Raw genomic sequence first — 17,574 nt, 5'->3', positions numbered from 1 at the left:
ATTGCCCGAAGCAAAATCACCTGAACGTGCGGCCGAAACTATTGTCCCGCGCCGGATGCTAAGCGGATCTTGTTAGCTACAAGAAGCACTGCGTCGACTTCATCCCATGAATTCACGCGCCCTAGACACACTCTCTCCAATCGCGGACGGCGGGCAACGTGGATGTGCGGCGCGCAGACCCCGTCACGACTGGCAGTCTGCTGAAGAACCGGCGCGTGGCGACGGATCTCGGTGATGTTGCGTTCCGGACGAGAGACCGCTGTCGGCGCGATGATCTCCGCCCCGGACGTGGCCTCATGCGCCAATCAGCTTGAGCATCCGGACGACGTTGGAGCCGATCAGCTTGAGGAGGACATCGCTAGGCACGGGGTCGCGACCCCTGTGCTTAGCGTGGTGCATGGTGCCGTGCTGCTTGATCATGGCCGGACATGTACGGGACATTCCGTGGCCAGCATGCCGAGTCGCTCACCCAGCTATGGCGCTATGCTGCCGTTTGGAATTACCGTTGTTGTATCGGGCGACATACGGTGTGACATTCATCTCGCAGCTTGGCGAGGTGCACGGCGGTGTCATGCGCCCTTGTGTTCTGCCACCGCCATGCGGCATCCAGACGTATTGGCGTTCGCCCTTAACGTGGCCTCCGGGTCGCGTGATGATTCCGATCAGATCGATCGTGCCGACCTCGTCAGCAGAAGCGCCGTCATCCGTCTCGGCTTGGAGATCATCGAGAAGGTTGCCGAGCTGCTGAACGTCGACCGGTCCAATTTCTTACGGCTTGATTTCTCACGGCTTGGAGTCGAGCGAACCGGAAGGAATGATGCGAGCCCTCACCAATTGAAAACCGGTTGAGCTTTGAGCCTCACACCGTCTCTGGCGCGGCCGGTGCCGGAAGCATCCACTTGCCGGAGTAACGGGCTATGGCCGCCAGGCCCAGCGGCCGAGCTGCCAACATCGATCTAAATCATTGATCTTATTGGTACAGTTGGGTGGGCTCGAACCACCGACCTCCTGTTCCACAGACAGATTTCCAGCTCCGCCGAGCCTACGAGAGGGTATCCAAAAATACGAAAACATCAACGATTTCAGAGATCATCTACGCCGCCTCCCACCTTTCCTACGCTCCAATTTCCGCTATGGTGGTTGCTAGGTGGTAGCTAGCAACCAAGGCCATCGATGGCGAATTTCGGCATTACGGTCCGAACGGTACAGTCGCTCGGTCCCGGTGAAACGATTTGGGATTCGGACCATAAGGAGGCCGTCCGGGGTTTTGGCGTGCGACGTCAGCGCGGTACGCCGGTCTATGTCCTCAAATTTCGCGCGAGCGGCCGACAGCGCTTCTTTACAATTGGCCCTCATGGATCCCCCTGGACGCCTGAGAGGGCCCGGAAGGAAGCAAAGCGCCTGCTCGGGCTGGTAGCGGAGGGAAAGGACCCGGCTGCCGAACGGGAACTTTTGACGTTACAGACGGCAGATACGTTCCGAAAGGTGGCCGGCGAGTATCTTAAGACCGCCGAGCAAAAGCAGCGCCCCCGCACTTACTCGGAGATCGAACGGTATCTGCTCTGCGTGTGGAAATCTCTTCATCCCCTCCCCGTATCGCAGATCAGCCGTCGCCATGTCGCGGCTCGCGTCAGCGAGATCGCGGCGAACAACGGAACGGTGACGGCAGCCCGAGCACGCTCGGCTTTGTCGGCCATGTTCAACTGGGCAATTCGAGAGGGCCTTGAGATCCCGTCGAACCCGGTGCTCGGAACCAACCGCCCGGCCGCTCCGAGATCGCGGGAGCGGGTCCTGACCGACGCGGAACTGGCGGAGATCTGGGCAGGCCTCGAGGACGACGACTACGGACGCATCGTCAAGCTGCTCATCTTGACTGGCCAGCGCAGAGACGAAGTCGGCGGAATGCGTTGGGCCGAAATCGACCGCTCAAGGTGTCTCTGGACCATCCCCGGCTCCCGAACGAAAAACCACCGCGAGCACCCGCTTCCGTTGGCGGAAGCGGCCATGACGCTGCTCCCCGCTCCCTCAGTCGACCGAGAGCATGTTTTCGGCGACGGGCCGCGACGGAAGGGCGATCAGCCGCGCGGCTTCTCCGGGTGGTCGAAATCCAAGGGCGCGCTCGATGAGCGGCTACTCGCCAGACGCAAAGAGAGGGCCGTAGCCGGAGAAACCGTCGCGCCCATACCCGAATGGTGGCTGCACGATCTTCGTCGCACCGCCGCTACGGTGATGGCCGATCGGCTAGGAGTGCTGCCCCATATCATCGAGGCAGTGCTCAACCACGTCAGTGGCCATCGGGCGGGAGTGGCCGGCGTTTACAACCTCGCCCGATACGAAGCCGAAATGCGCGCCGCTCTGACCGCATGGGCAAGCCATGTCGACCGAGTTGTTCGAGTTATTGAGGCAGTCGACGCGACAAGGAAGGATCTGGTGCGAGAGACCCCTCTTGGCTTCGACCTGTAAAGCCAAACTCGCGGAGGCGAGCGATTGAGCCGAAGTCAAGCAGGACTGACTCATCGGTGGTTGCGGGCGGCGCAACCACCGATACCGCCATCCGTTGCAGTAGCCATCTGAGCAACTGTGCTGTTGAGGTAGGCCGGCGATCGGCCGGCCTCAAGGCTGGCGCGAGACGCGCCTCCGCCTTCGGCGGCTGAAGGCCTTGACCCCGTCCGCTCGCCGTCCTGTTGGCTTGGCATGCGCTCGGTCGCGGACCGAGCGCGGCGTGGCGCTCGATCAGCTCACCGCAACGCGTGGCGGCTTGGGATTCCACTTCTCCCCGCGGGCGATCATCGTGTTGAGGATGATGATCAACTTGCGCATGCAGGCGATGAGCGCAACTTTCGGCTCCTTGCCCTTGGCGGTGAGGCGCTCATAGTAGGCCTTGAGCACCGGATTATGCTGGGTTGCTGCGCCGAGGCAGGGAAGAAACAGGCCGTTTCTCACCCAGCGCCGGCCACCCTTGATGTGGCGCTCGCCTCGGCGCTTGCCACTGTCATCGTCGTAAGGAGCGACCCCGATCAGGGCGGCGGCGATCTCGTCGCTCACCTTGCCGAGCTCCGGCGCTCCTGCAATGAGGATCGCGGAGGTCGTTCCGGCAAGCCCTGGAACACTTTCGATGATCTCGGCGCGCTCGGCAAACTCCGGTGTGGCCTTGACCTTGGCCGAGATCGCAGCCTCAAGCTTTGCAATCTGTGCCGCGAGCGTCTTCAACACCTGGGAATGGGCCTTCTGCGCCAATCCCGGCACGACATGTTCGTGCTGGTTCTGTAGACGGGTTTTCAGATCCATCAGGTTCTTGCGTGCTTTCACCAGTCCCGCCAGTTCCTCGCGGGCAGCGTCGTAGGTCTGGCTCGGTGCGTCGTTGAACGTCTCGGCGAACCAGGCGATCATCTCCGCATCGATCGTGTCGTTCTTCGCCAGTCGACCGGCCGATAGGGCAAAGTTGCGAACCCGCTTGGGATCGACGATCCGCACCTCCACGCCTGCCTGGCGCAACACCTTGGCCCATTCGCGCTCATAGCCGCCAGTGGCCTCCATGACGGCCTTGTTCACCTTGTGCTTGCGAAGCAAGGCCAACAGCTGGCGGTGCCCTTGCGGAGTGCTCGGGAACGTCTGCCGTAGTCCGAGACCGCGAATGCAGCCGTCCACCTTGTCCTTGGCCACATCGATGCCGGCGACACCGTTTGCGATCTGTGTCATCATCCACTCCCTTCCTTGCCTTGTATGGGCTCGAGGCCCTTGCAACTGTTCGGGTTGAGGAAGATCACCGGAGCTGTCCCTCGCTCTGAAACAGGCTCTGCCGCGTTTGGGGCGTTACGGGCTCAGATCCTGCGACGGGCGGTTTTGCGAGAACCGCCCGTTCGCACATTCTGACAGACTTTCTGAACACAAGGGGGCGCTCATGATGCCTATAGCGGCCGATCGGGAATGGCAGAGATCCTGGCGGAACATGCGTTAGTGACGGCTCCTGCGATCAGTTGCTCGATCCCCGGAGCGCAGCCGAGCACACCGCCGAACACGACATCGTCACGCGCCGACTCCGCGACTAGCTTTGGGGCGTCTCGCGCGCCATGCAGCCCTTCGCCGGAGAACAAGCCGATGACAACAACCGGACCGGACACTTGCTTCGCGACTTCGTCGAGATGCGGCCGCTCCTCCAGGAACGCGGAGAAAACCCCTGCGAATAGGGAGCTCCGTTCGACCTCCTTCGCTATCCGCTCGGTCGCGGCACGGGATTGAGATCTGCGTCGGGAGCCATGAGCCAGCAGGATGACGGCAGATTGCCTCGCACAAAAGCCGCTGCGCTCTGCTATGCGCAGCACGCATTGCGTGACGAACGCAGGCAGCCCCGGATCCAGGCCGAGCGGCGGCAGGCTAATGATCTCCCGCTGGCGATCGTCGTCGGCTTCGTCGAGCAGTTGGACCAGGCGGTCACGACTGAAATAGCCTGATGACATGAAGATCGGATAGACGGCAACCCGGCGGGCCCTCAGCTGGCGCAGCGCCGCATTGATGCCCGGCTTGCCCGAGATGAATCCGACACCAATCTCCGCGCAGAAACCCAGCGTGGACAGAGCCTGTGCGATCCGCCACACACCGAGATTGTCAGCTCCCTCCCGCCGCTCACCATGGGCAGCCAGCAGCAACGCGGTGTCTGCAAGCGGGAACTTAATGGCTCGTTCCATCGGAGAACGTGATCTTGTTCCAGACGTTGTACTTGCCGGAGGGACGCGACATCGGCAGTCGCTTCTGCTCCGTGAAAGTCCGCGCATCATACACCACGAGCGCGCCCTGATCCTCCCAGATCGACACCAGCGCATGCCGGCCGCTCTTGTCGAACTCGACATGGGCCGCCGTCTTGCCCGGCTCCGGCGTGATGCTGCGGACGACTTCGAGGCTGCGCTTGTCGATGATCGACAGCGTATCCTTCTTCGCGCCCATCATGCTGTCGGTCCAGGCATAGGGCGTGTTCTCGTGGCTGCGCATGAAGAAGCCGGGACCGGGCGTCTCGATCACCCTCACCTGCGACCAGTCCTGCATGTCGAGCACGCTGATCTTGCCCTCCTTCAACAGCGGCGTCGCCATCACCCGCCGGCCGTCCCAGGTCCAGGAGATGCCGGAGCCGAGATGCGGCAGGCCCGGCAGATCGAGCTGCTTGATGTCGCGGCCGACAGTGAGGTTGACGACGATCGCCCTGCCCTCGCGCGCCGAGCCGATCAGGTTGCGATAGGGCGGATCGAAGAAGAAGTCGTCGAGCGGTTCCGGCACCTCGATCCGGCGCAGCGCGAACAGGCCTTGCGAGGACGGCAGCGCCTCGATCATGCCCTTCTCATACGAATGGACCAGGCCGGGATAGACCGGCGGCGCGTTGGGATCGGTCGCGATCTCCCAGATCTCGCCGACATCCTTGAGCGCCGCAATGAAGCTGTCGCGCGGCGGAGCCTGGTAGACGGCCGAGACGCGCGAGGACTTGCCGTGCTTGTCCTTGACGTCGAAGATCTTCTCCACGGAGAGATCGTCGATCGACAGCATCACCAGCGTGTGCGGCAGATAGTTGGCGACCGCGATGTGCTTGCCGTCGCGCGAGATCGCGATGTTGCGCGCATTGATCCCGGCGCGCACCTCCGCCAACATGGTCAGCGTCCACAGATCGTATTTGCTGACCCAGCCATCGCGCGACATAAAGAACACGAAGCGGCCGTCGGGGGTGAATTTCGGCCCGCCATGCAGCGCGAAGCGGGTCTGGAACCGCGTCAACGGCTCGAAGCGGTCGCCATCGAGGATGGTGGCATGATGATCCCCGGCCTCGACCACGACGAACAGGTTCATCGGATCGGCATCGAAGCGCGGCTTGTCGAGCTTTTCCGCCTGTGCGTGCACGACGCGGCTCGCCTCGATCTCCTGCTGGCCCCAGACGGGAATCTCCGGCAGCGGCGTCGAGATATAGGCGGCGAGCGCGGCGATCTCGTCCTTGGCGAGCTTGCCGGCAAAACCCGGCATCTGCGTCGCGGTTCGGCCATCGGCGATGACGGAGCCGGCACGCGCCCCCATCATGCGGCCGAGATTTTCCGGCAGCAATGCCGGCCCGAGACGACCAAGCCGATCGGCGCCGTGACACTCCGCGCAATTGTCAGCGAACAACTTTGCCGCATCGGGTTCAGCGCGCGCCGCGCCCGTCAGCGCGACGACGACAATTAGCGCTTCAAGCAGACAGCGGCGCTTCATGATTCTTTCCACGATAGAGCGAGGTCCTGATGCGCTCGGCCGGCGCGGCGAGGCCAATCTCGGTATCGGTGAGATAGCAGCCGGGATCCTCGGCCCAGGCATCGCCGGTGATGCGTTGCGCGCGCACGCGCGTATTGCCGTTGCAGATGTCGAAATGGGCACAGGCACCGCAACGGCCGCCGACCACGCGCGGCTTGCGCTTCAAGCCCGCCATGATCGGGTCCGACAGATCGGTCCAGATCGCCGAGAACGGCCGCTGCTTGACGTTGCCGAGATCGTGGTGCCACCACATCGTGTCCGGATGCACGTTGCCGAGATTGTCGATGCTGGCGACGTTGACGCCGGAGGAATTGCCGCCCCAGCGCACCAGTTTGGCGCGCAACGAGTCGACGGCGGACGGCACGTTGCGCGCGACCCATTGCAGCAGATAGATCGCGTCGGCGTCGTTGTTGCCGGTGACGATCTCCATCTCGCTGCCGGCCTGCGCCCAGCGCCAGGCCCGCGCGATCACCATGTCCATGGCGTCGCGCGTCGTCTGCCACAGCGCATCGTCGCCGCGGTTCTTGTTGCCGCGCCCGGCATAGACCAGATGCGACAGGTAGAATTTCGGAAAGCCTTCGCGCTCGACCAGATCGAGCAGCAGCGGCAATTCCGCCGCGTTGTCCTCCGTCATCGTGAAGCGGACGCCGACCTTGATGCCGCGGTCGCGCAGGTGCCGCAGGCCGCCGAGCGCGTCCTCATAGGCGCCCTCCTTGCGACGGAAGCGGTCGTGGGTCGCGCCGATGCCGTCGAGCGAGATGCCGACATAGTCGTAGCCGATGTCACGGATGCGATCGGCCATCGCCGCGTCGACCAGCGTGCCGTTGCTGGACAGGCCGACATAGAAGCGCATTGCCTTGGCCCGCCCCGAAATCTCGAAGATGTCACGACGCATCAGGGGCTCGCCGCCGGACAGGATCAGCACGGGAACGCGGAACGCCTTGAGGTCGTCCATGACGTCGAAGACCTGGGCGGTCGACAGCTCACCAGGAAAATCGACATCGCCCGAGATCGAGTAGCAGTGCTTGCAGGCGAGATTGCAGCGGCGGATCAGGTTCCAGATCACCACCGGTCCCGGCGGCTGCCGCACCGGCCCGGTGGGCGGCGGCTCATGCAGGTCACGCAGATATTGGCTCAGGCGGAACATGACCCGCTCTCCTCAGGCAGCGATGCGAAGTCCGGTCTTCTTCAGGATCCGGGTCGAGAACAGCACCTCGTGCGCGCGCGCCGCAGGCCCGATCAGGCCAGCGATGCCGGCGACCTCAGCCCTCACCTCGCCGCGCGTGCGGCCGTGCACCATGGCAAACAGATTGTACGGCCACAGCGGCAGATGACGCGGGCGCTCGTAGCAATGGGTGACGGATTCGAGCGCGCCGACCATGGCGCCGATCTCGGCAACCTTGTCGTCGGCGACGTCCCAGACCGACATGCCATTCGCGGTGAAGCCGAGCGCATAGTGATTTGGGATCGCGCCGATCCGCCGGATCGCGCCGCGCGCCAGGAGACTCTGCAACCGTGCGATCACCTCCGCCTCATCGAGCCCGATCCGCTCCGCCAGCATGCGATAAGGCTCGCGCACCAGCGGCAGGCCGGCTTGCGTAGCGGCAATCAGCTTGCGATCGACGGCATCCAGCATGGCCTACACCTTCACCCGGAAGCCGACGAAGAATTCCCGCCGCTTCGGCATCGGGTGCACTTTCAAGCCGGTCTCACGTTCGATCTCGGCCAAGACGGCGTCGATCCGCGCCGGATGCTCGGAGGAGACGACGAACCACATGTTGAGCGCATGATCGCGCTGGTAGTTGTGCGCGACCTCAGGATGGGCGTTGACCTGCTCGGCAACCGCATCGAACCGGTCCGGCGGCACGGCGATCGCGGCGAGGCACACGGCGCCGCCGAGCTCCTCGGCGTTCCACAGCGGGCCGAACCGACTCAACCGCCCTGCCACGATCAGATCGCCGACGCCGGCGATCAATTCGTCCTCGGTGAGCCCGAGCGCGGCACCGGCGTCGCGGAATGGCCGCGACGTCAGCGGAAAGCCGCCCTGCAGGCCGTTGATGATGACGCGTCCGGTCGGGTCGACGACGCTCATCAGCTCGCCTCCTTCAGCTCGGCGAAAACAGCGCCGCGCTGCTTGAAGCAGCGGGTCGAGAACAGCACGTCGTGCGGCAGCAACCCGGTGTCGGCCTGCAGCGCGAGATCGTCGAGCACCGCATAGGCCTCATCGCGAGACTTCGCATGCACCATGCAGAACAGATTGTAGCGCCACAGCGGCAGCCGCCGCGGCCGCTGATAGCACAGGGTCACACGCGGATGACGCGCAAACACGTCGGCGACGGCATCGACCATGTCGTCCGGCACGTCCCACACCGCCATCGCATTGGCGCGGTAGCCGAGCTTGTCGTGACGCACGACGCAGCCGAACCGGGTGACGACGCCGGCCGCGATCAGATGCTCCAGCCGGCCGATCACACAGGCTTCGTCCAGGCCGAGTGCCTCGGCGACCGCCCGGTATGGCGTCTCGACCAGCGGCAAGCCGTCCTGGATCGCGGCGAGGATCCTGCTATCGACGGGAGCGGGAGCGTAACCGATCGCGCCGGACTTCGAACGCGATTGCGGCGCTTCGCGGCTCAGCGAAAAGCCGAGCCCGAGATGATAGGCGCGCAGCATCGGCAGGTCGAGCACGGCAATACCGGTCTGCTCGGCGATGCTGCGCATCGCAGAGCGAACCGCATCCGCATTGGCGCCGGCCAGCACGAACCACAGGTTCAGATCGTGCGTGCGCTCGTAATTGTGCGTAACCAGCGGCTGCCGGCTGACCAACGCGGCGACCTCCGCGAGCCGCTCCGCAGGCACCTGCATCGCCGCCAGCGTCGAGGCGCCGACCGTGTTCGGCCGCACCACGGCGCCGACCCGCGAGATCACCTCGCGCGCATGCATGGCGCGGAAGATGCCGATCGTCTCGGTCTGGTTCAACGCCGCAGAACGTCCGACGACTTCGAACGGCCGCTCGACCAGCGGAAAATTGTGCTGCCAGCGATCAATCAAGGCGAGCTCGGTCGGGTTCGGCATCATTGTCCAATCCTCGTTGCACGCACGGTGAAGAAGATTCCCGACGGCTTCCGCGCCGGGATCTCGGCCTTCTTGGCAAACGTCGTGGCGTCGTACACGTCGACCCGGTCGGCATCGCGCACGGAGACCCAGACCTCGTTGCCGCGTGGCGTGAATTCCATGTGCAGCACCGCCGGTCCCGGCGCGAAGCGATGCACGACCTGCAGCGACTGCGTGTCGACGATGTCGATGGTGTCATTGCGCGGATGAGCGAAGTTGACCCAGACGTAGCGGCCATCGGGCCGCGCCACTGCGAATACGGGCTGGCCATGCGTGGCGATGCGGCCAACTTCCTTGAAGTCGCGCAGATCCACCGCGATCAGATCGTGGTGGCCGACCGCCGGCAGCAGCAGCCGGTCGCCTACGGCCGCCCAGCCTTCGAGATGCGGCATCTTGTAGACCGGCAGCGGCTCCTCGCCTTTGCCATAGCCATTGAGGATGCGCTCAGCCTTAAGTGGCGTCTGCCAGGTATCGACGTGGACGACGCCGTCCTCGCCGAACAGGCCGGCGAGATAGTGCCGGCCATCCGGTGTGACGTTGCCGTCATAGGGCAGCTTGCCGATGCCGGTCAGCTTGGTGATCTGCGGCGCCTTGGCGTCGGTGAGATCGGCGATCCAGATCTCGCCGGCGTCGTACAGCGACCAAGCGAAGCGGCGCCCTGGCAGATCGACCAGACCGAGCGTCTTCGACGACTTGCCATCGGCGCCGGTGGCGGGAATGTCGATGACCGGATCGAGCGTCTTCGCGTCGAACACCCGTACGCCGCCCGGCTCGTAGTTCGAGACCGCGATCAGCACACCATCATCGGAGATGGCGCCGCCGATCGCATTTCCGGCCTGCACGATACGCCCCACGATCGAGACCGTCAGCAGGTCGACCTTCGTCAATCCACCGTCGCGGCCGAACACGAAGGCATAGCGCTGGTCCGGCGAGAATACGACCGAAGCATGCGAGAGATCGCCGAGTCCTTCGACACGGCCGATCGTCCCGCGCTGGCTGGTATCAACGACCAGCACCGAGCCGGTGGCGCGCTCGATGACGACGCCGAGATCGCCGGTGCCGCGCAACTCGGCCGCCAGCGCCAGCAGCGGCATCATGCAGAGCAGCGCAAGCCACAGCTTCATCCCGAACCTCATGGCAGATTGCCCTCCTGCAGCCGCGCGACGATCCAGCGTGCATCCGCCTCGCTGATCAGTGGGCGCCAAGGCGGCATCGGCGTGCCCGGCACGCCGTCGAGCACGATGCTGATGAGTTGCTCGCGGTTCCAGGCCCGCAGATGATCCGGTGTCAGCGGCTTGCCGAGCCCGCCCTTCAAGGTCAGCCCATGACAGGAGCCGCAGTCCTGCCGCACCAAATTGGCGAGCTTGGCAGGGTCGGGCGAAACCTCGCCCGCGCAAGCGACAGTCGTCGCCACGATCCACCCGCCGATGGCACTAGGCCACGACCGAGATGGCGCCGACATCGATCTCATGATTCTGCTCACTTCGCTGCAAGGCCATGCCGGCGACCCGGCCAATGATGAACAGCACGGGTCCGGTGAAGGCTGCCTCGCGCGTGACTGCCGCGAGCGCATCCAGGCGCGTGCACATTTGCCGCTCCTGCGCGGTCGTTCCTTGACACACCGCAAGAACCGGCAACGATCCCGGCAAACCGCGCGCCATCAGGTGCCGCGTGATCTCCTCGACATTGGCGAGACCCATGTAGACCACCAGCGTCGTCTCCGGATCGGCGAGGCTGTCCCAGTCGAGATCGAGAGGCTCATCGGCCTTGCGATGTCCCGTCACATAGCGGACGCCGGTGGCGAGCCCGCGATGGGTCAAGGGAATGCGCGCCGCGGCGGCGCAGCCCTGTGCCGCCGTGATGCCTGGAATCACTTCGTAGGGAATGCCGGCGGCCGCAAGTTCGGCGGCCTCTTCCGAACCGCGGCCGAAGATGAAGGGATCGCCGCCCTTCAGGCGGACCACGGTGCGCCCGGCACGGCCGAGCTTGACGAGAATGTCATTGATCTCGCCCTGCGGCACCGGATGCGAGCCGGCCTGCTTGCCGACATTGATGCGGGCGACGCCGTCGCCGATCGTGGCGAGAATGCCGTCGGGCACCAGACGGTCGTAGACCACGACATCGGCCGCGGCGATCGCGCGCACGGCCTTGACCGTCAGAAGCTCGGGATCACCAGGGCCCGCTCCGACCAGATAGACCTTTCCCATCGACATCGTGCGTGCTCCAACCATTTCCAAAGTCCTGCCGAGGTCGATGGCGCAGCGACGTCGTCGCCGCGCCATCGGGCTTCGCATCAACGATCAGTAGACGTCGTTTCGCGTGTTGAAGACGTTGAACTTTCCAGTTGGCGTGACCAGCCGCTTGTCACGGATCACCGTCTTCATCGTCAGCGTCTTGTCATCGACGACCACGATCGCCGATTCCTGCGCCTTGTTGTTCCACACCGAGAACCAGATCTCGCTGCCCTCCTTGTTGAACTCGCCCTGGACGACACGGCGCGCGCCTTCGGAGATGCCCGACCATTGACCGATCGGCAGCACCTTGTACTCGGGCTTCTCCTTGGAGAGGTCCTTGATCTTGAACACGGCGACCGAGGAGGAAATCTCGGCGTCGGTGTTCAGCGGCGTGTCGACGTAGATGTTCTCCGACTTCGGGTGCGTCTTGATGAACAGCGAGCCGCCGCCCTGACCGTCGACCGTCTGCACCACCTTCCAGGCGCTGTCCTTGTGCTTCTCGGGATCGGAGCCGATGAAGGAGATGGTCTCGTTGCCGAGATGGCTGGTTGCCCAGACCGGTCCGAACTTCGGATGCTCGAAATTCGCGCCCCGACCGGGATGCGGCGTCTGCCCGCCCGACTCCAGCACCTTGACCAGCTTATCCTCCTTGGTATCGATGATCGCGATCCGATGCCGCGCATTCGCCGCCACGAAGAAATAGCGCCCGGTCTTGTCGAAGCCGCCATCATGCAGGAAGCGCTCGGCCTCGATCGCGGTCACCTTCAGGTTCTTGATATCCTGGTAGTTGACCAGCAGGGTCTGCCCGGTCTCCTTGATGTTGACCACGAATTCCGGATTGTAGTGCGAGGCGACGATCGAGGCGACGCGCGGCTCCGGATGGAATTCCTGCGTGTCGTAGGTCATGCCGCGGGTCGAGACCACCTTGAGCGGCTCGAGCGTCGCGCCGTCCATCAGCACGTATTGCGGCGGCCAATAGGCCCCCGCGATGGCGTACTTGTCCTCATAGCCCTTGAACTTCGAGGTTTCGACCGAGCGAGCCTCGGTGCCGACCTTGAGCTCGGCGACGGTCTGCGGGGGATCCATCCACAGATCGACCAAATTGAGCTTGGAGTCGCGGCCGACCGTGTAGAGATAGCGGCCCGACGCCGACATGCGCGAGATGTGCACGGCATAGCCGGTCTGCAGGATCAACTCGATCTTCTTGGTCGTGCCATCGATCAGCGCGACCTCGCCGGCATCGCGCAGAGTCACCGCGAACAGGTTGTCGATGTCGAGCTTGTTCAGCTGCTTGGTCGGCCGCTGCGCGACCGGCACGATGACCTTCCAACTCTCCTTCATCTCCTTGAGGCCGAACTCGGGCGGCTGCGCCGGATCGTTGAGCAGATAGCGCGCCATCAGCGCCACATCGGTCTCCGAAAGCTGGCCCGACGAGCCCCAATTCGGCATGCCGCCCGGCGAGCCATAGGTGATGAAGTCGCGCAGATAGTCGAAGCCGAGCTTCTTGGTCAGGTCAGGCGTCAGCGCCTTGCCGGTCGCGCCCTTGCGCAGCACGCCATGGCAGCCGGCGCAGCGTTCGAAATAGATCCGGTTCGCCTGATCGAACTCCGCCTTGCTCAGCACCGGGTCGCCCGGCTTGGTGCCCGGCTGCTCGGTCGGCTTCGAGCCCAGCACGTCCAGGCTGGGCTGATACTGGCCGCCCGGCGACGTCTTGTGTTGTTGAGCATCCGCCGGCTTCGGCGGCGTCGGTTGAGCTTGCGCGTTGGCCGCGGTCACCCCCAGAAGTGCTCCACCAAGGACGGCTGCGCCGCCCGTCAGCATCGCAAGCAGAAAAGCGCGATAGCGCATTCGATCTTCTCCCAGCACATGGATCGGTCGTAGCCTTATGCCAGTTGCGCGATGCGGCGCCTTAACCGTCGTCAATCACATGCTTGACCTACCTCAATGCGCTCGCGCGCGATGCCGGCCTGATCCAGCGCATGACAAAACTCATCGGCGGTGCGGCCCGTTCTGCATTGCGGCATGTCCTGACCATCGTCGCCGTCGCGATCGGCGCAATGATGGGACCGGCTCGCGCTGCGGACCTTCAGATCGCGGCGCAGTTCTTCCCGGCGTCGCCGCCGGCGATCGTCGCCCCGGCACAGGGCACACCGCCGGCTGCAGACGTGAGAACATCGGACGGCCGCCTGCTGGGCTACGCGTTCTCGACTCTCGATGTCTCAGGCTCGGTCGGCTATGCCGGGCGGCCGCTCGACATCGTCGCGGCCGTGACCACCGACGGCATCGTGACGGGTGCACGGATCGTGGCGCATGAAGAGCCGATCCTGGTGATCGGAATTCCGAAGGATGCGCTGGCCGCCTATGTCGCCGGTTTTGCCGGCTTTGACGTGCGGCCGGGCGCCGCGCTGAAGCCGGCCGATGACCTCTCGCGCGGCCCGCATGCCGTCGCCGGCGCAACCATCACCTCGACGGTGATCCGCGACGCGATCCTGCGGTCGGCGCGCGCCGTGCTGCGCAGCCGTGCCGCAGCGCCCCACGATGCGCCGCGGCTCGACCGCGAGACGTTGCGGCGGCTGTCGTGGCAGGGCTTGCTCGCGGAAGGCGCCGTGCAGCGGCGGCTCGTGTCGCGCGGCGAGGCCGCGACGCTGCTCCACACCCAGGACGCCGAGCCAGACAAGCCGTTCATCGACCTGTGGCTCACGCTGGCGACGCCGCCGCCGATCGGCGAGAGCCTGCTCGGTCAGCGCGGCTATGAAAGCGAGATGGCCAGGATCGGCGCCGAAGATGACCTGATCCTGCTCGGTGCATCGGGCCTCTACTCCTTCAAGGGCACGGCATGGCGCCAGACTGGCACGTTCGAGCGGATCGAGCTGGTCCAGGGCAGCCGCACGTTCGCCCTAAAGGCCGCCGATCATTCCGCCGTGGAGTCGCTGCATGCGGCGGGTGCGCCCGAGCTGCGTGAGATTGCGGTGTTCCGGATCGCACACGGGAGCGGCTTCGATCCGATGCGGCCGTTCCGGCTCGATCTCGACCTCGGCGCGTCAGCATCGAGCGGCCCCGCCATCGTGTCGGTCGATTATCGCATCCCGGAGCGCTACCTGATCGCGCCGCCCGCTCCTCCTCCCGCTACGTCGGCGGCCCCGCCGGCGGCTCAGGCGTCGACAGCCGTGTGGCAGGACATCTGGTGGAGTCGCCGCTACGAGATCGGCGTCCTCAGCGGCATGTTGCTCGCGCTGGCCGCGCTGCTGGTCTTCCAGGATACGGTCACCGCTCACGGCCAATTCTACTATCGCCTGCGCGCCGGCTTTCTGCTGCTGACCTTCGTCTTCCTCGGCCTGATCGCCAACGCGCAGCTCTCGGTCGTGAACGTGCTCACCTTCCTTCACGCCCTGCTGTCCGGCTTCCGCTGGGAACTGTTCCTGCTCGATCCCCTGGTGTTCCTGCTGTGGAGCTTCGTCGCCATCAGCATGCTGTTCTGGGGACGCGGCGTGTTCTGCGGCTGGCTGTGCCCGTTCGGCTCGCTGCAGGAGCTGTCGAATCATCTCGCCCGCCGCATCGGCGTCAAGCAGATCGAGCTGCCGTTCGGACTGCACGAGCGGATGTGGATGATCAAATATATCGGCTTCGTCGCCATCCTCGCCATTTCCTTCCGGTCGATCCTGGCTGCGTTCACGGTCGCCGAGATCGAGCCGTTCAAGACCACGATCACGATGAAGCTGATGCGCGAATGGCCGTTCGTGGTCTATGCGCTCATCCTGCTCGGCGCCGGACTTTTCATCGAACGCTTCTACTGCCGCTATTTGTGCCCGCTCGGCGCGGCGCTGGCTATACCGGCGCGCATCCGGATGTTCGAATGGCTGAAGCGCTACCGCGAATGCGGCGGCGAATGCCATGTCTGCGCCAGGCGCTGCACCGTCCAGGCGATTCATCCGCTAGGGCAGATCAATCCCAACGAGTGCATCTACTGCCTCAAATGCCAGGCCAACTACTTCGATCAGGACATCTGCCTGCATCTGAAGAAGCGCGCGCAGCGCCGTCAGCCGCTGCCGACAAAGCCCGCGACAGCAGCGCAGCCGAATCACGGAGCGGCCTCGTGACCGAACCCCGACCCACGCGACGGCGCGCCATCAGGATCCTTGCAGGCGGGGCCTGCGCCGCGATCGCCGGCCCGGCCACGCGGCCCGCGCGGGCTAATTTCGCCTGGCACGGCATTGCCATGGGCGCCGACGCGACGATCCTGTTCAGCGACGTCGCCGAGAGCGAAGCGCGCAGCACTTGCCGTCTCGTCGAGTCCGAGATCGACCGGCTCGAAGGAGCCCTCAGCCTGTTTCGATCGGCTTCGGAGCTCAGCGTCCTCAACCGTGCCGGGGTTCTGGCTACGCCGAGCGGCGATCTGCGGCGCGCGATCGGACTGGCGCTGCAGGTCGCCGCGGCGACGCGCGGATTGTTCGATCCGACCGTGCAGCCGTTGTGGGAGGCCCATGTCGACTGGTTCACGCGTCATCCGGACGACGGTCTGCCTCCGGAGCCGATCATCGCTCAGGCCCGCAGCGCGGTGGACTGGAGGCGGGTTAGCCAGGACGACGGCACCATCCGGATTGGAGACGGTCAGCGCCTGACGTTGAACGGGCTCGGCCAGGGCTACGTCACCGACCGGATCGCCCAGCTGCTCATGGCGCGCGGCTTCGGCCATGTGCTCGTCGATCTCGGCGAGCAGCGCGCTTTGGGGCCGCAACGCGACGGATCGCCGTGGCTGGTGAGCCGCAGCCCGTCCGCACCGCTCGCGCTCGGCGGCGGCGCTCTGGCGACATCGGAGGGCATCGGCTGCGTGCTCGGCGCACACGGCGCCGCGCACCACCTGTTCGACCCGCGCACCGGCCGCAGCGCGGGGCATTGGCGACGCATGACCGTGCACCATCCCTCGGCCGCGATTGCCGACGCGCTCTCGACCGCGTTCTTCATCGCGGCGTCGCGTAAAGAGCTCGTGGCCGCCTCACAAGCGTTTCCAGACGCTTCGATTTGGGCGCTGGATGCCGCGGGCCAGGAACATCACTGGCCCCGTGCGACCGGCGGCGATACGGCGCCGCCGGTACGCATCTAGAAACACGGTATCCGGCAGGGCTGCGCTATTTCGTCTTGCCGTCCGCGTCGTACTGCTGGAGATAGGCCCACAGTGCCTTGGCCTCGACCTCGTTTTTGATGCCGGCGAAGGTCATCTTCGTGCCCGGGATCTTGGCCTTGGGGTCCTTGATGTAGTCGAGGAAGCTCTCCTCGTTCCAGGTCACACCGGACGCCTTGTTGGCGTCGGAATAATTATAGCCCGCCACGGTCCCCGATTTGCGGCCATCGAGGCCGTTGAGCACCGGACCGACCTTGTTCTTTCCGGTCGGCCCGACATCGTGGCAGGGCCCGCACTTCTTGAATGAGGTCGCGCCCGCCGCAAGATCCTGCGCATGCGCAGGGCCCGCGATGCTCGCGGCGCAGGCCAGGCCGATCATGATCACTCGCTTCATCATCTTTTCGTCTCCATGGTGAATGCAATCGAGAACGTCGTGTTCGGTGTCAATGCGGACCGAACGCGTGGTGAAGCCGCGCGTCGTGGGTCTCGAAATGGCGCGAGAACCAGGCATCGAGCCGCCTGGCCAGTTCGGCGGCGTCGAAGTGATTTTCGCCTTCGACATCGTCCATGATGTCCCTGATCTCGTCGAGCAGCCGCTCATGGTCGGCCTTGTGCTGCGCCAGATGATCGTAGTTGCGCTCGCGCATCAGCCGTTCCTCCAGCGCGAAATGGCTCGAGATCGCTTTGAACAAATCGCCGAAGAAGCCGACCATTGCCTGCCTGTCGCCCTGCGCGACTGCGGCCTCGTAGAGGCGATTGATCAGCGCGATCAGGTCCTGATGTTCATGGTCGACCGCGGCGATGCCGACGCTGTAGCGCGCTTCCCAGTGCAACAGGCTCATGGTC

At 64.8% G+C, this 17,574-nt stretch carries 17 protein-coding genes; 4 read left to right on the top strand and 13 right to left on the bottom strand.

All coding sequences use genetic code 11. From position 1 onward, the window contains the following. The first annotated feature begins 234 nt into the window (after window positions 1-234). Window positions 235-849 (top strand): hypothetical protein, encoded by a 615-nt coding sequence (locus ACVIJ6_RS16995; protein ID WP_456773604.1) that lies wholly within the window; start codon window positions 235-237, stop codon window positions 847-849. A gap of 324 nt (window positions 850-1,173) precedes the next feature. Continuing rightward, window positions 1,174-2,463 (top strand): tyrosine-type recombinase/integrase, encoded by a 1,290-nt coding sequence (locus ACVIJ6_RS16990; RefSeq protein WP_456773603.1) that lies wholly within the window; start codon window positions 1,174-1,176, stop codon window positions 2,461-2,463. A 270-nt stretch (window positions 2,464-2,733) separates the two neighbouring features. Here ACVIJ6_RS16990 and ACVIJ6_RS16985 read toward each other — a convergent pair whose 3' ends face one another. From ACVIJ6_RS16985 to ACVIJ6_RS16935, 11 genes are all read right to left on the bottom strand, one after another. Next, entirely contained in the window at window positions 2,734-3,699 is a 966-nt protein-coding gene (locus tag ACVIJ6_RS16985) for an IS110 family RNA-guided transposase (protein WP_456772807.1), read from the bottom strand. Window positions 3,700-3,908: 209 nt separating this feature from the next. Beyond that, entirely contained in the window at window positions 3,909-4,685 is a 777-nt protein-coding gene (locus ACVIJ6_RS16980; protein WP_456773602.1) for a CbiX/SirB N-terminal domain-containing protein, read from the bottom strand. Next, entirely contained in the window at window positions 4,669-6,225 is a 1,557-nt protein-coding gene (locus tag ACVIJ6_RS16975; protein ID WP_456773601.1) for a cytochrome D1 domain-containing protein, read from the bottom strand. Before ACVIJ6_RS16975 ends, ACVIJ6_RS16980 begins: the two co-directional genes overlap by 17 nt. Next, entirely contained in the window at window positions 6,203-7,411 is a 1,209-nt protein-coding gene (nirJ, locus tag ACVIJ6_RS16970; protein WP_456773600.1) for a heme d1 biosynthesis radical SAM protein NirJ, read from the bottom strand. The genes ACVIJ6_RS16975 and nirJ overlap by 23 nt, the downstream gene beginning before the upstream one ends. 12 nt (window positions 7,412-7,423) lie before the next feature. Further along, window positions 7,424-7,900 carry a siroheme decarboxylase subunit beta gene (gene ahbB / locus ACVIJ6_RS16965; protein ID WP_456773599.1) on the bottom strand — a complete coding sequence of 159 codons (477 nt, stop codon included), beginning with the start codon at window positions 7,898-7,900 and terminating at the stop codon, window positions 7,424-7,426. Between the two features lie 3 nt (window positions 7,901-7,903). Continuing rightward, the gene (locus tag ACVIJ6_RS16960; RefSeq protein ID WP_456773598.1) at window positions 7,904-8,356 is read right to left on the bottom strand and encodes an Lrp/AsnC family transcriptional regulator; all 453 of its coding nucleotides are present in this window, start codon (window positions 8,354-8,356) and stop codon (window positions 7,904-7,906) included. Further along, window positions 8,356-9,336, bottom strand: a complete 981-nt coding sequence (ahbB, locus tag ACVIJ6_RS16955) for a siroheme decarboxylase subunit beta (RefSeq protein ID WP_456773597.1) — start codon at window positions 9,334-9,336, stop codon at window positions 8,356-8,358. The genes ACVIJ6_RS16960 and ahbB (ACVIJ6_RS16955) overlap by 1 nt, the downstream gene beginning before the upstream one ends. Next, a complete protein-coding gene (locus ACVIJ6_RS16950; RefSeq protein WP_456773596.1) occupies window positions 9,336-10,499 on the bottom strand; it encodes a cytochrome D1 domain-containing protein in 1,164 nt (387 codons plus the stop codon). Before ACVIJ6_RS16950 ends, ahbB (ACVIJ6_RS16955) begins: the two co-directional genes overlap by 1 nt. A gap of 8 nt (window positions 10,500-10,507) precedes the next feature. Continuing rightward, window positions 10,508-10,789, bottom strand: a complete 282-nt coding sequence (locus tag ACVIJ6_RS16945) for a c-type cytochrome (RefSeq protein WP_456773595.1) — start codon at window positions 10,787-10,789, stop codon at window positions 10,508-10,510. Window positions 10,790-10,808: 19 nt separating this feature from the next. Then, window positions 10,809-11,588: a uroporphyrinogen-III C-methyltransferase gene (gene cobA / locus ACVIJ6_RS16940; protein ID WP_456773594.1), complete on the bottom strand. Its 780-nt coding sequence runs from the start codon at window positions 11,586-11,588 to the stop codon at window positions 10,809-10,811. An 87-nt stretch (window positions 11,589-11,675) separates the two neighbouring features. Next, on the bottom strand, window positions 11,676-13,457 hold the full coding sequence (locus ACVIJ6_RS16935) for a cytochrome D1 domain-containing protein (RefSeq protein ID WP_456773593.1): 1,782 nt from the start codon (window positions 13,455-13,457) through the stop codon (window positions 11,676-11,678). Window positions 13,458-13,540: 83 nt separating this feature from the next. Between ACVIJ6_RS16935 and ACVIJ6_RS16930 the strand changes: the two genes are divergently transcribed. After that, a complete protein-coding gene (locus tag ACVIJ6_RS16930) occupies window positions 13,541-15,706 on the top strand; it encodes a 4Fe-4S binding protein (protein WP_456773592.1) in 2,166 nt (721 codons plus the stop codon). Window positions 15,707-15,825: 119 nt separating this feature from the next. Then, window positions 15,826-16,710 (top strand): FAD:protein FMN transferase, encoded by an 885-nt coding sequence (locus ACVIJ6_RS16925; RefSeq protein ID WP_456773591.1) that lies wholly within the window; start codon window positions 15,826-15,828, stop codon window positions 16,708-16,710. Window positions 16,711-16,735: 25 nt separating this feature from the next. On the opposite strand, the gene ACVIJ6_RS16920 is transcribed toward ACVIJ6_RS16925, so the two are convergent. Both ACVIJ6_RS16920 and ACVIJ6_RS16915 read right to left on the bottom strand, forming a co-directional pair. After that, complete coding sequence (locus tag ACVIJ6_RS16920; protein WP_456773590.1) at window positions 16,736-17,125, bottom strand: c-type cytochrome; 390 nt, start codon at window positions 17,123-17,125, stop codon at window positions 16,736-16,738. Between the two features lie 46 nt (window positions 17,126-17,171). Further along, window positions 17,172-17,570, bottom strand: a complete 399-nt coding sequence (locus ACVIJ6_RS16915) for a bacteriohemerythrin (protein ID WP_456773589.1) — start codon at window positions 17,568-17,570, stop codon at window positions 17,172-17,174. Window positions 17,571-17,574: the final 4 nt, after the last annotated feature.

The organism is Bradyrhizobium sp. USDA 4369 (genome assembly GCF_054056435.1).
The sequence above is the reverse complement of the archived record's forward strand: the minus strand, read 5'-3'. Positions and strand labels throughout refer to the sequence as shown.